This window comes from Sphingobacterium nematocida, from assembly GCF_900168125.1.
Lineage (GTDB): Bacteria > Bacteroidota > Bacteroidia > Sphingobacteriales > Sphingobacteriaceae > Sphingobacterium > Sphingobacterium nematocida.
The window spans coordinates 81114-100711 of record NZ_FUZF01000008.1; the positions used below are offsets into that span (position 1 = coordinate 81114).

A 19598-nucleotide genomic window follows, 5' to 3' on the forward strand; every position below is an offset into this window, starting at 1 on the left:
TTTTATTATGCGCTTACTTTTATTGTTTGTTTCCATTTTGTTTATTTCCTGCTCCTCTCCAGCAAAAAACGAGAAGGCAACAAATTATTTTATCAACAGAAATATTTTGTGGTTTGACGCTACGGCCAATTTCGACCGTTTCTGCGTTAAAGATTCTATTGTTTATTACTTAAAAAAATCAAAGGATGTAGGAGTAACGGATATCGTTGTAGACGTTAAGCCAATTACGGGGGAGGTGCTTTATCCGAGTAAGATCGCTCCTGTTATGACTTCTTGGGGCGAGAGCAAGGTTAAGAAAGATCTGTCATGGGATATGTTAACGGTATTTATTGAAGAGGGACAGAAGTTAGGGTTAAAGGTTCATGCTTCTACCAATGTATTTGTGGCAGGGCATAATTACTTTGACCGAGGAGTGGTGTATAGTGATACAGCAAAAGCTGCTTGGCAGACATTGTCCTATCTACCGGAGGGGTTTAAGTTAATAACAGAACAAAAGACCAAGTATTCAGCCATGATCAATCCAGCGCTACCGGAAGTACAAGCCTATGAACTTTCCATATTGAAGGAGCTCGTCGGGTTATACCCGAAATTGGATGGGATCATTTTGGATCGGGTTCGATTTGATAACTTGAACGCCGATTTTTCGCCCAAAAGTAAGGCTTTGTTTGAAAAGCATCTGGGGAAAGAAGTTACAGATTTTCCGGCTGATATCTTTAGTTTTAAAGGTAGGGAACGGATTGATGGCCCTTTGTTTAAAGATTGGTTGACCTGGCGGGCAACAATAATTCACGATTTTATTTTAGAGGCCCGTAATGAAATCAAAGGTATTAATCCAAACATCATTTTTGGAGACTATACGGGGTCTTGGTATCCGCTTTATTATGATGTAGGTGTTAATTTTGCAAGTAAACATTACGATCCTAGCCCAGATTTTTCTTGGGCAAACAAAATCTATAAAAATACAGGGTATGCGGAATATCTGGATTTGTTTACCACTGGCAACTATTATTTTGAAGTGGAGAAGTCAGAATTGTCGCAACAGTCGGATACGACGGAAAAGACCTTGGAGTCTGGGCTGGTTGTTGAGAAGGAGGATTGGTATACCGTAGAGGGGTCTGCTGAATTGGTGAATAAGGTCACAATGGGAAAAACTCCAGTGTATGCAGGTCTATATGTTGAACAGTACAAAGATCATCCCGATCAATTTGTTAAAGCCATAAAAATGTGTCGTTCCAAATCGCAAGGAGCTATGATTTTTGATATCGTACATATTATTAATTACGGTTGGTGGGATCAGGTAAAAGAAGGACTTAAATAGAAAGCATGTCATTTTTATAGAAAGTAGGTGAGGTATTGTCTCACCTATTTTCGTTTACAGTGATTTGATTAGCGTTTGTTTAAATGAAATAATGCTTGAATAAACCCTTTGTTATTAAAATAAATTAAAAATAAGTTGCTGTTTCAATATTTTATTTCTTATTTAGTGGTGTAAATACCTAAATGCTTTCATTATGATACGAAGATTATTGTGGTTTAAAATGTTATTTGCTATTGCATTGCTGCAATTGGCTTGTGATAATAAGGAAGAGATAGGATTGTATTCCATTTATCAGTTGGATAAATATAAAACCCCAAAGCCTGTAATTGATTTAGATACAACAATTTGGGATAAACAACAGGGCTTAATGTCCAAATTTCCAAAAGGAATAGCGGTTTACAAAAGTAATCAAGCCGTGAACGGAAAAGCAACCAACATGTATATACTGGCTTTTAATCCAAAGCTAAATCTTGAGTTTAAACCTATCATGTCAACTACGGCAAAAACACCTTCAACATTTTTTAGCGAAGAGGCTGGCGAAGTATATGCCTGTCTAAATGGAGGTTTTTTTGGAACAGGAGCTAGTTATAGCTTGGTGTTGTTTAATGGGATTAAGAGCGCAGACAATATTAAGAGTTTGAATAGGACCTTAAGTGGGGTGAGCACTCCATATTACCCTACGCGTGCTGCTTTTGGATTAAATAAGGAAAATAAGCCATCCGTTTCATGGATATATACCTTAAGCAACGGGCTGTATGCTTATCCACAGCCCAGTCCTAATGAAGAAGGAAAAGCCCCACAGGCAGTCCCTACGGCTAGTTTTCCTGTAGGGGGTGACTTATGGGGACAAAACAGTGCGATTGGTGGTTCGCCTATGTTGATTAAAGATTCTCTGTTAAAGATTACCGATGTTCAAGAGCTGATTGCGGTAGATAATACTTCTTCTCGTGCAAGATCAGCAATCGGTTATTTGAAAAATGGTAATGTGGTATTATTTGCTGCCGAAGGCGGTAACAAGGACGGGGCACCTGGGTTAACTCTTAAAGAAGTGGCGCAAGTCATGCTTGAAATTGGCTGTGTGGGTGCAGTGAATTTAGATGGAGGGGGATCTTCATCGATGGTTGTCGATGGAGTTACTACGATAAAGCCATCAGATGTAGGAGGGGAACGTAAAGTAGTAAGTGCTATACTGGTTAAAAAACGATAGATAATATGCAGAAGATTTTTTTACAATTTATTTTAATTATTGCAGCGACGATTCAGCTTGGTTTTGCGCAGTTGAAGACAGATGTTATTATTGTCGGTGGTGGCGCTAGTGGTACTATGGCGGCTATTCAAGCCTCAAGACTTGGAGTTGATGTTATTGTTGTGGAAGAAACGGTGTGGTTGGGCGGAATGTTAACTTCTGCTGGCGTGTCTGCTATCGATGGAAATCACCGTTTACCTTCTGGGCTTTGGGGTGAATTTCGCCAGCACTTATATGATTATTATGGGGGACCAGAAGCCGTCGAGACAGGCTGGGTGAGCAATACCTTGTTTGAACCGTCTGTGGGTAATAATATCTTGCAGGCAATGGTGAAAAAAGAGAAAAATGTACAGGTTCTCTTCGAGACAACCTGGTCCAAAGCTAGTAAGACTGTTCAAGGATGGGTTATAACAGCAAAAGATAAAAAAGGTAAGGAAGTAAGTGTTGAAGGAAAAGTACTGATTGATGCCACCGAATTGGGTGATGTGATGGCTTCGCTAAATGTACCGTATTATTTGGGCATGGATAGCAAGTCGCTAAATAATGAACCTTTTGCGCTAGCAGAGGCGAATGATATCGTACAGGATCTTACCTATGTCATTACGTTAAAAGACTTTGGAAAGGGAGTGGATAAGACCATTAAAAAGCCAAAGAATTACTCGAAAGAAGAATTTGCTGGATGTTGCGATGTTTCGGATCCGGCTACATTATTGAAAGACAATAATGATTGTTTCAAGATGTTGACTTATGGGCGACTGCCTAACAATAAGTTTATGGTCAACTGGCCTAAAAAAGGGAATGACATCTATTTAAATATTGTAGAAAAAACGCCTTCTGAACGAGCAAGATTATTGGAAGAAGCTAAGCAAATGACTTTACGATTTGTCTATTATATCCAAGCAGAATTAGGTTTTAGACATTTAGGGATTGATTTTAGCGAATATCCAACCAAAGACGGTTTCCCTATGATTCCTTATCACAGAGAATCCCGGAGACTTCAAGCCAAGTCACTGTTTTCCTTACAACATATTATGACTCCTTTTGAGACTCTAGAGGCGTATTACCGTACAGGAGTTGTTGTAGGAGATTATACAATCGATCATCATCATTATAAGTATGGTAATGCTCCGGAGATTGATTTTGTTAAAATACGCGTGCCTTCGTACAATGTACCCATGGGAGCCTTGATACCCAAAGACTATGAAGGCCTGATTGTAGCAGAAAAAAGTATCGGTGTGAGTAATATCGTAAATGGAGCTACCCGTCTTCAGCCCGTGGTTTTGGGCATAGGTCAAGCTTCAGGTGTAGTGGCGGCCCTAGCTGTTCAAAAAGGAATAAGCCCTTCTAGCGTTGCAATCCGGGATGTTCAATCTACTTTACTCGATCAAAAAGCCTATATCATGCCTTACATAGATGTGCCTGCATCTGATCCTCAGTTTAAGACCTTGCATAAAATAGGAGCAACAGGTGTTTTAAGGGGTGTGGGGATTCCTTATAAGTGGGCGAATCAAACTTGGTTTTATCCCGAGCGTGAAATCAGTGGTTATGAATTGATGGTAGGTTTAAGAACCTATTATCCAGAGTTGTTAAACAATTGGACAGCATCTGGCGAGCCATTGAACGTCAGTAGTTTACAGGAGGTGTTCTCGTTTATAGGGAAGCCGATTTCAATTGTCGAAATCCAAGATGTTTTCAGAAATGCAGGTATATCAGACATGGTTAAAGAAGACACGAAATTAAATAGACGTAAAGTCGCTGTATTGTTAGACAGTCACTTGAGGCTTTTTGAAAAAGGGGTCGATTTTAAAGGGAATCTGACCAACATAAATAGTTAAGACTAACCAAAAATAATCTAAAATGATAAAATGTAAACATTACCGCTCGGTAAGTCTGCTCATCCTTTGGGTGTTTGCTATCGTATCTTTGGCGCAAGCTCAAATGCGGCAAATCAATGGGAAGGTAGTCAATAGTAATGGTTCTCCAATTGAGGCTGTAACCGTAAAGTTGGAGGGAAGTAATATTACCGTCCAAACCAATAAAAGGGGAGAGTTTGTGATTAATACGGATCGAGCGAATGGTAAGCTGCAGTTTAACTCATTAGGCTATGAACCTCAGACCTACAATCTGAATGGACAGACAACAGTGCAGGTGCGCCTAGCGGAAAGCAGTTCGATGTTAGAAGATGTTGTAGTGATTGGTTATGGTGAACAAAAGCGTTCCGATCTAACTGGTTCCATTGGCTCCGTAAAAATGAATGATCTTCAAAAAGCGCCTGTCAAATCATTTGATGAGGCCCTAGCTGGTCGTGTTGCAGGGGTACAGGTTACCTCTTCTGAAGGACAGCCTGGATCTAATATCGACATTGTCATTCGCGGTATTGGATCTATTACTCAAAATACAGGTCCACTTTATGTTATCGATGGTATGCCTGTAGAAAATCCAAATGATGGAAGTGCAGCAGCCAATCCCATAAATGCATTGGATCCTGCTGATATTGAATCAATAGATATTTTAAAGGACGCGTCGGCAACAGCAATTTATGGTGCTAGAGGAGGGAATGGGGTTGTAATCGTTACGACTAAACGGGGTAAATTATCGGCACCTAAAATTAGCTATAATACTTATTATGGGTTCCAAAATAGTTCACGGAGGCAAGAGGTTCTTAAGCCTTATGATTTCGTGAAATTACAATGGGATATAGACTCAATCCGAACCAAAGGTTTGTATTTACAAGGAGGAGAAGTGGATATGGAAGACTATAGATTGCTTGATGGAATCAATTGGGAAAATCAAGTGATGCGGATAGCACCGATGTCAAACCATCATCTTTCTTTGAGTGGAGGAACTGCACAAACAAAGTATAGTGCCTCTTTGTCCAGAATTAATCAAGATGGTATAATTTTAAATTCGGGTTTTGGCCGTACACAAGGTCGTATGACATTGGATCAACAAGTCAATAAAAAGTTGAAGCTGGGATTGGATGCTAACTATTCCAATTATAAGAACTACGGTACCCCTACATCTACATCAAACTATAATCATGAACTCAATTTGCTTTTTAGTGTTTGGGCATTTAGACCGGTATCGGTAACAAACACAAATCTTCTGGAAGAAGGGCTAGATCCTGAAATTGAACAATCGCAAGAACATCGCTTCAACCCGATCATGACCACACAGAATGAGTTGAGAGAAAACTACGGTACTACCTTTACTGTCAATGGCTATGGAGAGTACGAAATTCTAAAGTCATTAAAGTATAAATTATCTGGAACATACTATAAAGGAAATCGTCGGACTGACACCTATAATGGTTCAAATTCACGGACTGGACATGAGTTTACAAACTCTCAATTAAATGGATCCCGTAGTTTTTTGGAATCCGATAGGTGGTATGTCTCCAATCAATTGACGTTTACCAAGACATTGGCCAAGAAACATTATATCAACGCAATGGCAGCATTTACTGCAGAGCGTGCTACGAGTTTAATATTTGGGGCATCTGCTATTCGTCTTCAAAATGAAAATCTTGGTCTTTCAGGGCTCGACGAGGGGGAGCCATCGAGTATTTCTTCTTCCACCTCTGCCGCTACAATGGCCAGTGCAATGGGAAGAGCAATGTACTCGTATGATTCTCGTTATATGTTGACTGTTACGGGGCGTATGGATGGTTCTTCACGTCTATTGGGTGATAATGTGTATGGCTTCTTCCCTTCTTTGGCGGGGGCGTGGCGTATTAGCAACGAGCAGTTTATGAAGGAGGTTTCTTGGGTCTCTAATGCAAAACTGAGGGCTTCTTGGGGCCGTACAGGGAATAATGCCGTAGGTAACTTTGCCGCTCATGCTGCCTTGCAAAGCCAAAATACTACGGGCTATAGTTTTGGAGGTAACATCATCAGAGGTGTCGTGCCTACATCTCTTGGCAATGCGGATTTAAAGTGGGAAACCTCTGAGCAAACGGATTTAGGTTTGGAATTAGGCTTTCTTAATGAACGCATTACTTTGGTTATGGATGTGTATCGTAAAAAAAGCATCGATTTATTGATGAATGCAGGTATGTCGCCTTCAACAGGTTTCAGTACCTCTATCAAGAATATAGGAAAGATCCAAAATGATGGTATAGAACTTACGCTTGGATTTGTTCCTGTTAAAAAGGCCTTCACATGGACTTCTGATTTTAATATTTCGTTTAATCGGAATAAAGTTTTAGCCTTAGCGGATAATCAGACAGCTCGCTTAACAAATATGCGTTGGGGAGATGATTGGGCTTCAGTATCAGGATATATAGCGAAATTGAATCAACCTGTCTCTCAATTCTATGGCCTGCTATGGGATGGCGTGTATGGTTATGATGACTTTGATTTTGATGGTGTTAATTATGTGCTAAAACCTACTCTGACCACGAATGGCACAACAACAGTTCAACCAGGGCATATTAAGTACAAAGATCTGAATGGGGACAGAATCATAAATGACGATGATAAGGTGGTTATCGGCAACCCGTTACCTAAGCATTTTGGAGGTTGGTCAAATAACTTTGCTTACAAAGGATTTGATTTGAATGTCTTTTTTCAATGGTCGTATGGTAATGATGTAATGAATGCTAACCGTATTATCATGGAGTCTGGTTATAAGTACAATACCAATCAATTTGCTAGTTATAAAGACCGTTGGTCTCCTAGCAATCCTGAAGGAACTTTGCCTGCAGCAAAAGGGGTGATTTATAAGACATACTCGAGCCGTGTGGTAGAAGATGCATCCTTTTTGAGATTAAAGACGGTGGCCTTTGGTTACAACATACCGTCTGAATATCTTAATAAGATCAAGATAGCGCAAGCACGGATTTATTTCTCGGCTCAGAATTTACATACTTGGACAAATTATTCGGGATATGATCCAGAAGTATCGGTACGTAATTCTGCATTGACATCTGGATTTGATTATTCGGCTTACCCAAGAGCTAAAACCTACACGTTTGGTTTAAATGTTACTTTTTAAATTTTAATTGAAGTGAGTAATGAAGAAGATAGTTTTATATAGTCTTTTAGGAATCTCCAGCTTTTTAGGTTCTTGTGATAAATTCTTAAATGAAAATCCGACGGATTTTGTGGCTCCGGCCAATTATTATAGAAATGAGAAAGAAGTACTAGCCGCACTGAGCGGGGTATATGATGTGTTAGGAAAATCCGCGACTTACGGTCGTTATCTGTTTTTCGAAATGGATATGAGCGATGAAGGATATATGGCATTGTCAAGTACTACACAGGATATTGCTCTTTACAACTATGATATTGGCGATAGCAAATTATTGAATACTTGGACTACCTTGTATGAGGGGATTAATCGTGCCAATATGCTCTTGGAAAATATTGACAAAGCAGATATGTCTAATGCAACCCGTGAAGTGTATAGGGGAGAAGCATTGTTTTTGCGCGCGTATTATTACTTCGTATTGACTTCGAACTGGGGTAGGGTCCCTTTGCGTCTTCAGGCAACCAAGTCGCCTAGTGAAGTCGATATGAAACCTGGTACGTTGGAGGAAATCTATACGCAGATTGTAAGTGATATGGAAGCTGCTGCTAATAAGGTAGCTGATGTTACTTCATATACGCACGCTGGGCGGGTGTCAAAGTCTGCGGTTTGGGGAGTGTTGGCACGTGTAAATTTAAAAATGGCAGGAGCACCGTTAAGGGACAAGTCCAGGTATGCCGAGGCAAAAAAATGGGCAGGAAGAGTTATCGATGCTGGTTATCACCGCTTGAATACAGATTATACTCAAGTTTTTAAAAATCATGCCCAGAAGGTATATGATACCAGAGAGTCAATATGGGAGGTTGAGTTTTCCTATATTTCTGGAGCACAATATGAAGAAGGATCTGTAGGCTCAATCAATGGTATTGGTACGTCAAATACGGTCGTGGGTTATAGTTATGGAGCGCAAAAAATCATGAAGTCTTACTATGATTTATTCAAAGTAGGAGACGAACGACGTGATTGGAATATCAATGATTATTACTATGAAGCGGCTCCTAGTACGAATAGAATAATATATACCGGAAGTTCTGCTGCTATATATTATAATCGTTGTGCTGCAAAATGGCGCCGTGAATATGAAAAGACGGGTGTCAAAAGTACGAACACCACGGTTATAAACTTTCCTTTGTTACGTTATGCCGATGTCTTGCTAATGTATGCAGAGGCTGATAACATGTTGCCTGGGAATCGTGCTACGGAGTCTGATGAATACGTAAACCAGATAAGAAGAAGAGCTTATGGCAAATTGAGAGCCGGGGCTGTGAATGTTAATGAAGCCGATTTACCTGCAGGATTAGATGAGGTTGATTTTCAGATCGCCATCCAGTCTGAGCGGTCTATGGAACTAGGTTTCGAAGGACAGAGACGTCTTGATCTGATTCGCTGGGGAGTATTTGTACCAACGATGAAAGGTTTGATCTCCTATAAGTCGTCTGCAAATGCAAGTTATCAATATGGCTTTCGAACAGCAGAGAATATTACAGATAGAGATACTTTATTCGCTATTCCGAGAGATGAGATGGTGGTGAATAAGTTAATGAAACAAAATGCAGGTTGGTAATTTTAAGCAATCACCATGAAAATAACAAAAATATTATTCGCTATTACCGTCCTTTCAAACATGATGGTGTCTTGTGTGCGGGACGAGGTAGCTGTACCGAATGTGAACGTGACGACTGCAAGAGAGGTCTATAAAGTAAATGAAGAGGTCCGCTTTAGTTTTGATGGGGGGGCTGATATGATTACCTTTTATTCTGGCGAAAAAGGGAAAGAGTACAAGTATCGGAATCGTGTAGAATTAGAAGGTGGCGATTTACGGCTTAATATCGAAACACAGGTATTGCAGTTCGGTATCCAGGAAAATAATTTAAGACTTTTGGTTTCGACAAATTTTAGTGGGAAATATACGAAGCAAGATGTTGAAGCTGCGAAATGGACGGATATCAGTGATCGATTGACTTGGGCGGTGCCCGCACCCGCTAGTGCGACGTCGCGTAAGGTTTCTGATTATGCAAGTATTAAGGATCTTTTAGAAACAGGTAAACCCGTGTTCTTCGCGTTTAAGTTTATTGGAGCAAAATCTACCAACGGTACGACCGCACAGCAAAGAACATGGCGTATTTATCAATTTAATGTTCAAAACAAGTTTTCTGATACGGAGAATATTTCAGTAACCAATCGTACAGGGGCTGCTTGGACTTCTGTTGCCATATTACCTTCTGAAAAGGGAGTCTGGAATTTTACATCTGATGCAAATATGATTTTTTACAATCCGGAAAGTAATTTATTTGATGTCGAAAAATGGGCGATTTCAAAACGTTTTGATCCGAACAAGGTGGCTCCGGATCAAGGAGCGGCAATCAAGAAATATCCCGATAATGATATGAAAGAATACGTTCACAAGTTTACAGCTCCAGGAGAATATGAAGTATCCTTTGTTTTTGTAAATGGAAATTATAACGATATTCAAGAAACAGTCAAAACAGTTAAAATAACCGTAAAATAATTTATGAAGATGAATTTGTTTAGTTTCCTTCTTTTAGGAGGAATATTGGGTGCAAATACGTGTGCATTGGCACAATCCTCGCAGAAATTTTTTTCTGCGACAGAAAGCGAACAAAAAGTTGTTCGTGAAGGAAAAGTAGGGAGTATTTTGAAACTTGAAGGTTTTTTAAGAACAGACTTTCCTAAAATAGAATTTAACAAAACGGTATTGCCTAGCCCACAGTTTATCATATCTGATGACCCTGAATACATTCGTGTTCCGGAAGCTATCGCGCTACAGGAAGACGTCATGCCTGGGGCTGTACGGTTGTATGTATACAACGTAAATGGTGTAAAGGAACCGGAGAAAATGAAGCGAAAAATCACGGCAGTAATCAAAAATACCGGTACTGAGGTGATGTCAATCCGTATGTTGAAATATGCTTCTCAAAAACCTAGTACAAATTATTTTCAAGTAGGTAAGCAAGGGTTGGAAGATTATTTTGCTTCACATGTTGTTAAAGATGTGCGTAAAGTTAAACCGGGTGAAGTTATTGCGATAGATGAACAATTGGAGAAAAATATTGTAGAATATGATGAGTTGGTACATGGCTTTTATGAATTTGTAGTGGATCAGCCTGCCCAGATTTCTGTGCTGCAGACCGCTCCTGAGATCAGCGGACCTAAGGCATTTGCTCGAATCAAAAATGTTATACCGCATAGTCATGGAAATGCAGGAAGAGGGCTGTTTGGTACGTCTAATTATTCCATAACAAGCAACGATACCTTAGATACCAAGAATGGAATATCTCAGCTTATCATAGCTGATGGAAAAGATGACCCATGGATAGAAGGAACTATTGGCGCAGGTAAAGCATATGCCCGTAATGCAGGTAACTATGGTGTTTTGTACAATACCAAAATCAAATGGAAAAGTACGGATGGAAAGGCATTAGCATTGGTAACGTGGAATTCACGTTCGGCAGATAACAAATGGTGTGGTGGCATGGGGTTGACCATGGAGCTGTTTGATAGTAACGGTAAGAAAGTTATCCGTCAGTTACCAACAGATGCACTGATTACTAAAGCTTCTCCAGAACTTATATTGGTAGAAATCTATAAAGCAGATCCATCGAAGCCGGTTCAGGAGATTAATTTTACCTACTCGCCTCCAGGAGCATCTTGTTTGCCAACACCACTAATTTTAGTTCCAATAGATTTATAATCCGAATATGAAGAACCTTTTATTTGCCGTAACGATTGGTTTATTTCTTTCTTGTGCTCCTGCAAAAAAGATGGATGTCGTAAAGCCGGAACCGACAGTGGAATCATCTATGTTTTTTCCGAATGAGGTTAAACCTGTTGCATCAAAAACCTGTTTTCAAGGAGCCTATTATAGAAAATTGGTTTCCAGCACAGATCATTGGGTGGGTATTAGTGGGACGGTGGTGTTACCGCAGATTTCTTTTGATCAGACTAGGAAAAACCCAAAGAAAGAACAACAATTTCTGGATAATCCATCCATTTATCTAGGAGGACACGTCGATGGACAGGAAACAGATATTGGCTTAAGTTGGGAGGTAATAAAGGATGAAAATGGGAAAATATCTGACGCAAGAGTGGCGTTTCGACCATTTTTGCGCAGGACAGGACATAAGTCAGGTCAGCAGGCTGTGTTCCTAAATGGTCCGGCAACAAAGGATTATTATTGGTACCCGGGTGACGAGGTGTTTATGTCTATAGAAACTGTTGGTAAAGGATTAGTCAAATTTGTTGTCAAAGGAGCGGGTAAGCAGTATGAAACCACTTTTGAATGCGCGGGATATACCTTACAAGGTTTAGGTGAGTTCAAAAGGGTAAATGCAATCGATCAGATGGGGAATGAGGGAAAGCCTGTTCAAGCTACAACTACGCAGGTAAGCTCAGGGAAATGGTTGCATACAGATTTGATGCGTTATGAAAAAGATAAAGTGCTAAAGACCCCTTTTCATAGCGGCAGATATACAGAAATGAACTGCCCACAACAGCAATTTTTTAAAGTGGATGCGTCTACGGAAGAGAAGGCTAAAGGCGCAGAAACTATTTACATCAGCGGCGCAGGCTTTTAATAGCATAAGATGAAAAGGAACTATAGCATAGATTTATTGCGTGGTCTTGCCATAATCGGTATGGTGTTGGCCGCGGTAATACCGTGGACAAACGATTTTCCTGCTTGGATGTATCATGCGCAGGTCGGTCCACCAGATTTTAAATTTAATCCCAATAATCCTGGTATAACTTGGGTAGATTTAGTGTTTCCATTTTTCTTGTTTGCTATGGGGGCTGCGTTTCCTTTGGCGCTGCGAGGAAAATTGGAGTCAAAACAGTACGCTGTAATCGGGATAGGGTTATTTAGGCGGGGGCTGTTGTTAGTATTCTTTGCGATTATGTTGGCCTATCTTACACCGGATAACTTGAAGGCTGAGAAATGGGCGAATTATGTCAGTGCTTTAGTTGCTTTTGGTGCTTTCTTTCTTGTGTTTCTGCGCTTTGAAGGTTCAAGACTGAAAAAGAATGGAATACAGTTAATTGGTTTTCTAATTTTTGCGAGTTTGATTTATTATCACAGCATAGTTCTTGGTAATACCTTTGATAAGTCCAAAAATAATATTATCATTTTGGTCTTGGCAAATATGGCTGTATTTGGTTCCTTGTTTTGGTTGCTGACAGCTAACAGTTTTCTCCTGCGTATCGCTATCCTTGTCGCATTTATGGGTATTTGGTTCACGAAGGATATTACAGGGAGTTGGACTTCATGTGTGTGGAACTTCCATCCTGATATAAAGTGGTTTTATAACTTTTCTTTTCTGAAGTATCTCTGTATAGTTCTTCCGGGATCTATACTGGGTGATTTGTTGATTAGTTATAAAGATATCACCAATCAAACATTTACCAATGATGAACGTTCTAAGGCCCGTTTATTAGCTGTACTTAGCTTTGCATTTGTGGTATTCCATGTGGTGACATTATACATGCGACTGCTACATGTCAATTTATTAGGACATGTGGTATTTGCCGTATTGTTTTATCTATTCTTTAGAAAGAACAAAGAAGGTCAATTTGCTTTCTATAAAATATTAGTAGGTTGGGGCTTGGCTTTTTCCAGCGTAGCCTTATTTTTTGAACCTTTAGATGGTGGTATAAAAAAAGATCCTTCTTCTTTCAGTTATTGGTTTTTGACCAGCGGTCTGGCATTTTTATTCTATATAGTCTGTGACTACTTGACAAAATGCTATCCTAAAAACATGATAGTCACATCTGTAGTCAAGAATGGGCAGAATCCAATGATCGCTTATTGTGTATCTGCTTTTTTTATAACTCCGGTATTAGGGTTGTTGCAGGTTCTACCGCTGTTTGATTCACTGCCAGAGATAAATCCTTATCTGGCCTTGGTAAGGACCTTCGTTTATATATTTTTAATGGTGGTAGTGACTAACTACGCTACGAATAAGAAATGGTTTTGGAGATCGTAAATAAGAATTGGGGAGTAATCAAATGAGTATAAAAAGTGTATTTGTGTTTGCCTTTTTGCTGATTAACATGCTGACAAAAGGCCAGGTAGCGATAAGTATTGATAGTAATTATGTCTTTAGTGGGTATACCGAAAGATTAGAGCAATATCGGAAAATGCCAACATTGAAAGGAGCAATTATTTTCTTGGGAAACAGTTTAACTGATGCAGGGAAATGGAATGATATTGCGCCGGAGTTACCGATATTGAATCGAGGGATTAGTGGAGATATTTCTTATGGAGTATTAGCAAGATTGGATGAGGTATTAAGACATCAGCCGCGAAAGCTGTTTTTGATGATTGGTGTAAATGATCTAAAAAGAGGAATACCTACTAGTAATATCATTCAGAATTATGAGCGTATAGTCCATCGTATACAAAATGAATCTCCCAAAACAAGAATTTATTTGAACAGTATTCTTCCGATTCATCCTGAAAAACTCATTGAATCTTTTAAGTCGGTTACTAATGCTGATGTTTCAAAATTGAATGATGGTTTGAAGCTTTTGGCGAAGTCCAATAAGAACCTCCAGTTTGTTGATCTGCATAAAGTGGTCTCCGATAAACAAGGGAATCTGAAAGCAGAAATCACACCCGATGGTATTCATCTCGAGGTGGCAGCGTATGTTGATCTTGTAAATTATTTGAAAGATATAAAAGCGTTATAATAGGTATGAGGAAGATTGTAATGGCCGTATTGGGAGTATTAGGTAGTTTGTCTGCTTTTGCTCAAGATAAATCGCAAGATAGTACGTACAATAACTGGTATTATGAAAGTCGTGAAAAGCTGTATCAAGAACTGAAAGCTGTAAAGTATGATGTGGTTTTCTTTGGTAACAGTATCACCGAAAGGGGGCCTTGGCAGGAATTGGTTGGACGTAAATGTAGAGTTGGAAACAGAGGGATCGGTGGGGATAATACCTTTGGGATGAAGGCACGTATCAAAGGAGCAATTGCTTCCAAACCTAAGAAAATTTTTCTTATGATGGGGATCAATGATGTAGGCCGTGGGCTGCCGACAACCTGGAGCTTAAAGAACTATGAAGAGATTATTCGTATCATTCAGAAGGAAAGCCCTAAAACGAAAATATATGTTCAAAGTACATTACCACTGAACGAGGCTGTACTTAAATACGATTATCTTTTGAACAAGGAGCAACGGGTACGAGATCTCAATAGAGGGATTTTAGAACTTGCGAATAAGTATAGTTTGGTATATGTAGATGTCAAATCTGTACTAGCAAACGACTATGTATTGATGAAGGAGTTTACAATGGATGGTATTCACATCAATACAGACGCTTATATTAAATGGGTGGATTATTTAAAAGCAAATAAATATTTATAGATGAAGATAACAGGAACTTTTTTGGATGAAATCAGCCATGATATCCCGCATCAAAATTGGGGAAGAGAAGAATGGGATCGCGATTTTGGTTATATGAAGGCGGTAGGTATTGATACTGTTATTTTAATTCGCAGTGGTTACCGGAGGTTTATTACATACCCTTCACCGTTATTGATCGATAAAATGGGCTGTTATGAACCGCCTGTCGACCTGGTTGAAATGTTTCTTCAGTTAGCCGATAAACATAATATGACATTTTTCTTCGGCCTATATGATAGCGGAAAATATTGGGATACAGGAGATATGCAGCATGAGATTGATGCCAATCGTTTTGTAATCGATGAAGTGTGGGCAAAGTATGGTAAGTACAAGAGCTTTGGAGGCTGGTATTTAAGTATGGAGATAAGTCGTCAAACCAAAGGAGCTGCAAGTGCTTTTCGTATACTAGGAGAGCAGTGTAAAGCTGTTAGTGGAGGTCTGCCGACATTTATTTCACCGTGGATAGATGGTAAAAAAGCAGTGATGGCTGCATCTTCCTCGATTACAAAGACGGATGTGGTATCCCTCCAGGAACATGAACGGGAATGGAACGAAATTTTTGATGAAATACATACATCGGTAGATGCGGTTGCATTTCAGGATGGGCATATAGATTATCATGAGTTGGAGGATTTTTTTAGTATCAATAAAAAGCTTGCCGATAAATACGGGATGGAATGTTGGACAAATGCTGAATCTTTTGATAGGGACATGCCCATTAAGTTTTTACCCATTAAGTTTGAAAAATTAAGACTTAAACTGGAAGCAGCTAGAAGGGCTGGGTATGATAAGGCTATTACATTTGAATTTTCTCATTTTATGAGCCCGCAATCTGCATACCTGCAAGCAGGACATTTGTACAATAGATATAAAGAATATATAGGAGCACTGAGCAAATAAAGGAATGGAAAGATTTGTTGAAAAATATAAACGTGAACTACTTGAGAACGTAATGCCTTTTTGGGTAAAATACTCTAATGATGAGCAGTATGGTGGATTTTTGACCTGTTTGGATAGAGAAGGTTCTGTATTTGACACAGATAAGTTTATGTGGTTACAGGGACGGCAGATTTGGACGTTATCTACGCTCTATAATCAGGTAGAGCAAAATGGAGTTTGGAAGGATATGGCTATTCAGGGCGCTAGGTTCATTCTAGATCATGGTAGGGATGAAAAAGGTGATTGGTACTTTTCTTTAGATAGAGCGGGGCGACCTCTTGTACAACCCTATAATATTTTTTCAGACTGTTTTGCGACAATGGGACTGGCTTCATTGTACAAAACAACAGGTGTAGATGAATACGGTCAGGTAGCTCACGATACGTTCAAGAGAATTCTCGAACGTCAGGATAATCCTAAAGGCAAATATGATAAAGGATATCCCGGTACGAGATCCCTTAAGGGGTTCGCGCTACCTATGATATTAAGTAATTTATCCTTAGAGCTTGAGCATATAGTGGGGAACAAAATTGTAGATGAGTTGATTGATAAGGTTATTCATGAAGTTATGGATGTGTTTTATCAAGAGGAATCAGGCCTTATCATGGAAAGTGTTCATTTGGACGGTAGCTTTTCCGATAGTTTCGAAGGCAGGTTAGTTAATCCAGGGCACATCATCGAAGCTATGTGGTTTATGATGGATCTGGCTTCCCGTAAAAATGACGCGTTGCTGATGCAAAAATGTATTGATATTGCTTTGCGTGCTCTAGAATATGGTTGGGATGAGCAGTATGGTGGAATATTGTACTTTAAAGATATTTTAAATAGACCATTACAGCAATTGGAGTGGGATCAGAAATTGTGGTGGGTGCATCTTGAGGCTTTGGTGTGTATGGCTAAAGGATATGCATATACGGGAAATCTTAAATGTAAAGAATGGTTCGAGCGTCTGGATCAATATTCATTTGACAGATTTTCAGATCCACAATACGGCGAGTGGTACGGATACCTTAATCGTCAAGGAGAGCCATTACTTTCGCTTAAAGGAGGGAAATGGAAAGGCTGTTTTCATGTGCCTAGGGCTTTGTTTAAGGTGTACACTACTTTGCAAAAGACTGGTGTTGGGGTTAAGCAGGAAGCCGTTTGATAAAAATCAGTTCAAAATAAAAGGCGATGAATATTTTTTCATCGCCTTTTTTAGAGAGGGCTTCTTATTTATAAGAGAAAATATCACCTAGTTCATCGTTACTTGTAAATGTACAGCCTAAATCTGTTAATTCACCGGTACCTATATTAATAACCATACCGTGTACAGCCAGGTCGTTACGTTCTTTCCAAGCATTTTGGATAATAGACGTTGTACATAGATTGAATACCTGTTCTTTAACATTTAATTCAATTAATCTATCTACTTTTTTGTCGTGCTCTTCTATTGCATCAATTTCAGCAGCATGAATACGGTACACGTCTTTGATATGGCACAGCCAGTTGTCGATAATTCCAAACTGTTGACGGCTTAGAGATGCCGCAACTCCACCACAGCCGTAATGTCCAGCAATAATAACTTGCTTTACTTTTAATACATTTACAGCATAATCGAGTACAGAGAGCATACTCATATCCGAATGAATTACCATATTTGCGATGTTACGGTGTACGAAAACCTCTCCAGGTTTTGTTCCTGTAATTTCGTTGGCAGGAACCCGGCTATCTGCGCAGCCAATCCATAAGATTTCAGGATTTTGTCCTTTTGCAAGTTGTTGAAAACGACCTGTTTGGTCCTTGCTGACAAAGTTTACCCAGTCTTTGTTGCCTTCTAATATTTTTTGAAATCCTAATTCTAATTCTTTATTTTCCATGTTATTGTTTTAATTTATGGACCGCTTAGACGAGTCCAAGTTACAGCATTTATACTTAAATAATGAGAATCTTAAACCACTTTCTGCAGTTTTTGTTTTTTCAAATATTTTTTCTTTTTGTAAGTAATATCTTTAAGATTAATATCTAATCCTTTACTCAGTGCATTTTGCTCGAAGTCTTTGATTACCTCTATTACATCCTTGTCAATAAATTTACTTTTTGTTCCATCAATGACAATAGATTGTACGGTCTTCGGAAGGCCGTAAAGCTGCTTCTGAATGGCGGCTTTATTTAGAAAAGTAACTTCCTCTGCCAAGGTGATCACAGCTTTTTCGTTGTTCGTTTTATCCGAATCCGAGTCTTTTGAAATATTAAAGATGAATGCATTTTGAATATTAGCTCTGAATATGTAAAATGTAGAGACCAAAATTCCAATACCCACTCCTTTTAGTAGATCCGTAGCTACAATAGCTATTACAGTAACTATAAAGGGGATGAATTGATCTAGCCCTTTGTTGTAAACCTGTTTAAAAAGTGTTGGTTTAGCAAGTTTATATCCTGTATGTAAAAGAATAGCTGCTAGACAGGCTAAGGGAATAAGATTAATAATCATAGGGATGGCCAACAAGGCAAGTAACAGCCATATTCCATGAAGTATAGCCGATTGGCGAGTGCGCCCTCCAGAATTAGCATTGGCCGATGAGCGTACAATCACGGATGTCATAGGTATACCTCCCAACAAGCCAGAGGTCATATTTCCAACACCCTGTGCAACAAGCTCTCTGTTGGTCGGAGAGTTTCTTTTAAAAGGGTCTAGTTTATCTACGGCCTCGATACTGAGTAGCGTTTCTAAGCTGGCGACTATAGCGATCGTTACGGCAACCATCCAAACATCGCCGTTGAATATCTGCGTGAAGTCTGGAAATACAAACAAACCTGTAAACTCTTGAAAAGAGGATACCGTGGGAATAGATACAAAATGAGTAGCTCCATTCAGAAGCGATAGGGATGTACCTTGGAATGCAAATCCGAGTCCCACTCCGAGGATAACAACAACAAGCGGAGCTGGTAGTTTATTGAGTCCCTTGAAAGTAGGCCAGTAAATTAATATAGCAAGTGATAACAAACAGATTATAGTAGCACCCCAATTAATAGCGGCAAATACGGTGTCTGTAAACACAGCTATCCCACCTCCATTTTCCATTTCAAAAGCATGTGCTTCTGTCATACCAAAAGCGAGTGGTAGTTGTTTTAATATGATTGTAATACCAATTGCTGTCAACATTCCTAAAATCACTGAGGATGGGAAGAAATTTCCAATCATTCCGGCCTTGATGATTCCTAACATCAACTGCACAACACCAGCTATAACAACGGCCAATAAGAAAGTTTCATAAGCCCCTAATTGTTGAATAGCACCATAGACAATTGTAGTCAAGCCCGCTGCTGGGCCACTTACACTTAGTTGAGATCCAGAAATAGAAGCTACTACGATACCACCAATCACTCCTGTTAATACCCCAGCAAAGAGAGGTGCTCCTGAAGCCATTGCAATACCGAGACATAACGGTAAGGCCACCAAGAATACAACAATACTCGCAGGGAAATCATATTTTAAGTCCCTTTTCGATAATTTGAGAAAAGCGGACACACGTGTTCCTAACATAATTTTTTAAACTAAATTTTAAATTATTTTCGATAAATTCTAAACGTAGAACACATGAAATTTTGATCCTATATCAAAGAGATTCAGAATAACAGTGTTGCTAAACGTTTCTTGGTA

Annotated in this window: 15 protein-coding genes; 13 read left to right on the plus strand and 2 right to left on the minus strand. The window is 39.3% G+C overall.

The features are described from left to right. The first annotated feature begins 7 nt into the window (after window positions 1-7). From B5X76_RS10310 to B5X76_RS10370, 13 genes are all read left to right on the plus strand, one after another. Window positions 8-1318, plus strand: a complete 1311-nt coding sequence (locus B5X76_RS10310; RefSeq protein WP_079643035.1) for an alpha amylase family protein — start codon at window positions 8-10, stop codon at window positions 1316-1318. Window positions 1319-1511: 193 nt separating this feature from the next. Next, complete coding sequence (locus B5X76_RS10315; RefSeq protein WP_079643036.1) at window positions 1512-2525, plus strand: phosphodiester glycosidase family protein; 1014 nt, start codon at window positions 1512-1514, stop codon at window positions 2523-2525. 5 nt (window positions 2526-2530) lie between these two features. Then, a complete protein-coding gene (locus tag B5X76_RS10320) occupies window positions 2531-4399 on the plus strand; it encodes an FAD-dependent oxidoreductase (protein ID WP_079643037.1) in 1869 nt (622 codons plus the stop codon). Window positions 4400-4421: 22 nt separating this feature from the next. Next, window positions 4422-7559 (plus strand): SusC/RagA family TonB-linked outer membrane protein, encoded by a 3138-nt coding sequence (locus B5X76_RS10325; protein ID WP_079643038.1) that lies wholly within the window; start codon window positions 4422-4424, stop codon window positions 7557-7559. A 19-nt stretch (window positions 7560-7578) separates the two neighbouring features. Next, the gene (locus tag B5X76_RS10330) at window positions 7579-9156 is read left to right on the plus strand and encodes a RagB/SusD family nutrient uptake outer membrane protein (protein WP_079643039.1); all 1578 of its coding nucleotides are present in this window, start codon (window positions 7579-7581) and stop codon (window positions 9154-9156) included. 15 nt (window positions 9157-9171) lie between these two features. Beyond that, window positions 9172-10101: a DUF5017 domain-containing protein gene (locus tag B5X76_RS10335; RefSeq protein WP_079643040.1), complete on the plus strand. Its 930-nt coding sequence runs from the start codon at window positions 9172-9174 to the stop codon at window positions 10099-10101. A 9-nt stretch (window positions 10102-10110) separates the two neighbouring features. Beyond that, window positions 10111-11304 (plus strand): copper amine oxidase, encoded by a 1194-nt coding sequence (locus tag B5X76_RS10340; protein ID WP_139375270.1) that lies wholly within the window; start codon window positions 10111-10113, stop codon window positions 11302-11304. Between the two features lie 7 nt (window positions 11305-11311). Continuing rightward, window positions 11312-12187 carry a hypothetical protein gene (locus B5X76_RS10345; protein ID WP_079643041.1) on the plus strand — a complete coding sequence of 292 codons (876 nt, stop codon included), beginning with the start codon at window positions 11312-11314 and terminating at the stop codon, window positions 12185-12187. A gap of 9 nt (window positions 12188-12196) precedes the next feature. Next, the gene (locus B5X76_RS10350) at window positions 12197-13591 is read left to right on the plus strand and encodes a DUF5009 domain-containing protein (RefSeq protein WP_079643042.1); all 1395 of its coding nucleotides are present in this window, start codon (window positions 12197-12199) and stop codon (window positions 13589-13591) included. Between the two features lie 22 nt (window positions 13592-13613). Beyond that, the gene (locus B5X76_RS10355) at window positions 13614-14297 is read left to right on the plus strand and encodes a GDSL-type esterase/lipase family protein (RefSeq protein WP_079643043.1); all 684 of its coding nucleotides are present in this window, start codon (window positions 13614-13616) and stop codon (window positions 14295-14297) included. A 5-nt stretch (window positions 14298-14302) separates the two neighbouring features. Further along, entirely contained in the window at window positions 14303-14977 is a 675-nt protein-coding gene (locus tag B5X76_RS10360) for a GDSL-type esterase/lipase family protein (protein WP_079643044.1), read from the plus strand. After that, entirely contained in the window at window positions 14978-15916 is a 939-nt protein-coding gene (locus tag B5X76_RS10365) for a DUF4434 domain-containing protein (protein WP_079643045.1), read from the plus strand. Between the two features lie 4 nt (window positions 15917-15920). Next, window positions 15921-17102 (plus strand): n-acyl-d-glucosamine 2-epimerase, encoded by a 1182-nt coding sequence (locus B5X76_RS10370; RefSeq protein ID WP_079643046.1) that lies wholly within the window; start codon window positions 15921-15923, stop codon window positions 17100-17102. Between the two features lie 64 nt (window positions 17103-17166). Here the strand turns inward: B5X76_RS10370 and B5X76_RS10375 are convergent, their stop codons facing one another. Together B5X76_RS10375 and B5X76_RS10380 are read right to left on the minus strand one after the other, a co-directional pair. Further along, window positions 17167-17814 carry a carbonic anhydrase gene (locus B5X76_RS10375; RefSeq protein ID WP_079643047.1) on the minus strand — a complete coding sequence of 216 codons (648 nt, stop codon included), beginning with the start codon at window positions 17812-17814 and terminating at the stop codon, window positions 17167-17169. Window positions 17815-17885: 71 nt separating this feature from the next. Next, complete coding sequence (locus B5X76_RS10380; RefSeq protein ID WP_079643048.1) at window positions 17886-19481, minus strand: SulP family inorganic anion transporter; 1596 nt, start codon at window positions 19479-19481, stop codon at window positions 17886-17888. Between the last annotated feature and the right edge of the window lie 117 nt (window positions 19482-19598).

Excerpts from the sequence above, each read along its gene's own strand:
- B5X76_RS10310 (WP_079643035.1), top strand. The coding sequence starts at position 8 with ATGCGCTTACTTTTATTGTTTGTTTCCATTTTGTTTATTTCCTGCTCC.
- B5X76_RS10315 (WP_079643036.1), top strand. The coding sequence starts at position 1,512 with ATGATACGAAGATTATTGTGGTTTAAAATGTTATTTGCTATTGCATTG.
- B5X76_RS10320 (WP_079643037.1), top strand. The coding sequence starts at position 2,531 with ATGCAGAAGATTTTTTTACAATTTATTTTAATTATTGCAGCGACGATT.
- B5X76_RS10325 (WP_079643038.1), top strand. The coding sequence starts at position 4,422 with ATGATAAAATGTAAACATTACCGCTCGGTAAGTCTGCTCATCCTTTGG.
- B5X76_RS10330 (WP_079643039.1), top strand. The coding sequence starts at position 7,579 with ATGAAGAAGATAGTTTTATATAGTCTTTTAGGAATCTCCAGCTTTTTA.
- B5X76_RS10335 (WP_079643040.1), top strand. The coding sequence starts at position 9,172 with ATGAAAATAACAAAAATATTATTCGCTATTACCGTCCTTTCAAACATG.
- B5X76_RS10340 (WP_139375270.1), top strand. The coding sequence starts at position 10,111 with ATGAATTTGTTTAGTTTCCTTCTTTTAGGAGGAATATTGGGTGCAAAT.
- B5X76_RS10345 (WP_079643041.1), top strand. The coding sequence starts at position 11,312 with ATGAAGAACCTTTTATTTGCCGTAACGATTGGTTTATTTCTTTCTTGT.
- B5X76_RS10350 (WP_079643042.1), top strand. The coding sequence starts at position 12,197 with ATGAAAAGGAACTATAGCATAGATTTATTGCGTGGTCTTGCCATAATC.
- B5X76_RS10355 (WP_079643043.1), top strand. The coding sequence starts at position 13,614 with ATGAGTATAAAAAGTGTATTTGTGTTTGCCTTTTTGCTGATTAACATG.
- B5X76_RS10360 (WP_079643044.1), top strand. The coding sequence starts at position 14,303 with ATGAGGAAGATTGTAATGGCCGTATTGGGAGTATTAGGTAGTTTGTCT.
- B5X76_RS10365 (WP_079643045.1), top strand. The coding sequence starts at position 14,978 with ATGAAGATAACAGGAACTTTTTTGGATGAAATCAGCCATGATATCCCG.
- B5X76_RS10370 (WP_079643046.1), top strand. The coding sequence starts at position 15,921 with ATGGAAAGATTTGTTGAAAAATATAAACGTGAACTACTTGAGAACGTA.
- B5X76_RS10375 (WP_079643047.1), bottom strand. The coding sequence starts at position 17,814 with ATGGAAAATAAAGAATTAGAATTAGGATTTCAAAAAATATTAGAAGGC.
- B5X76_RS10380 (WP_079643048.1), bottom strand. The coding sequence starts at position 19,481 with ATGTTAGGAACACGTGTGTCCGCTTTTCTCAAATTATCGAAAAGGGAC.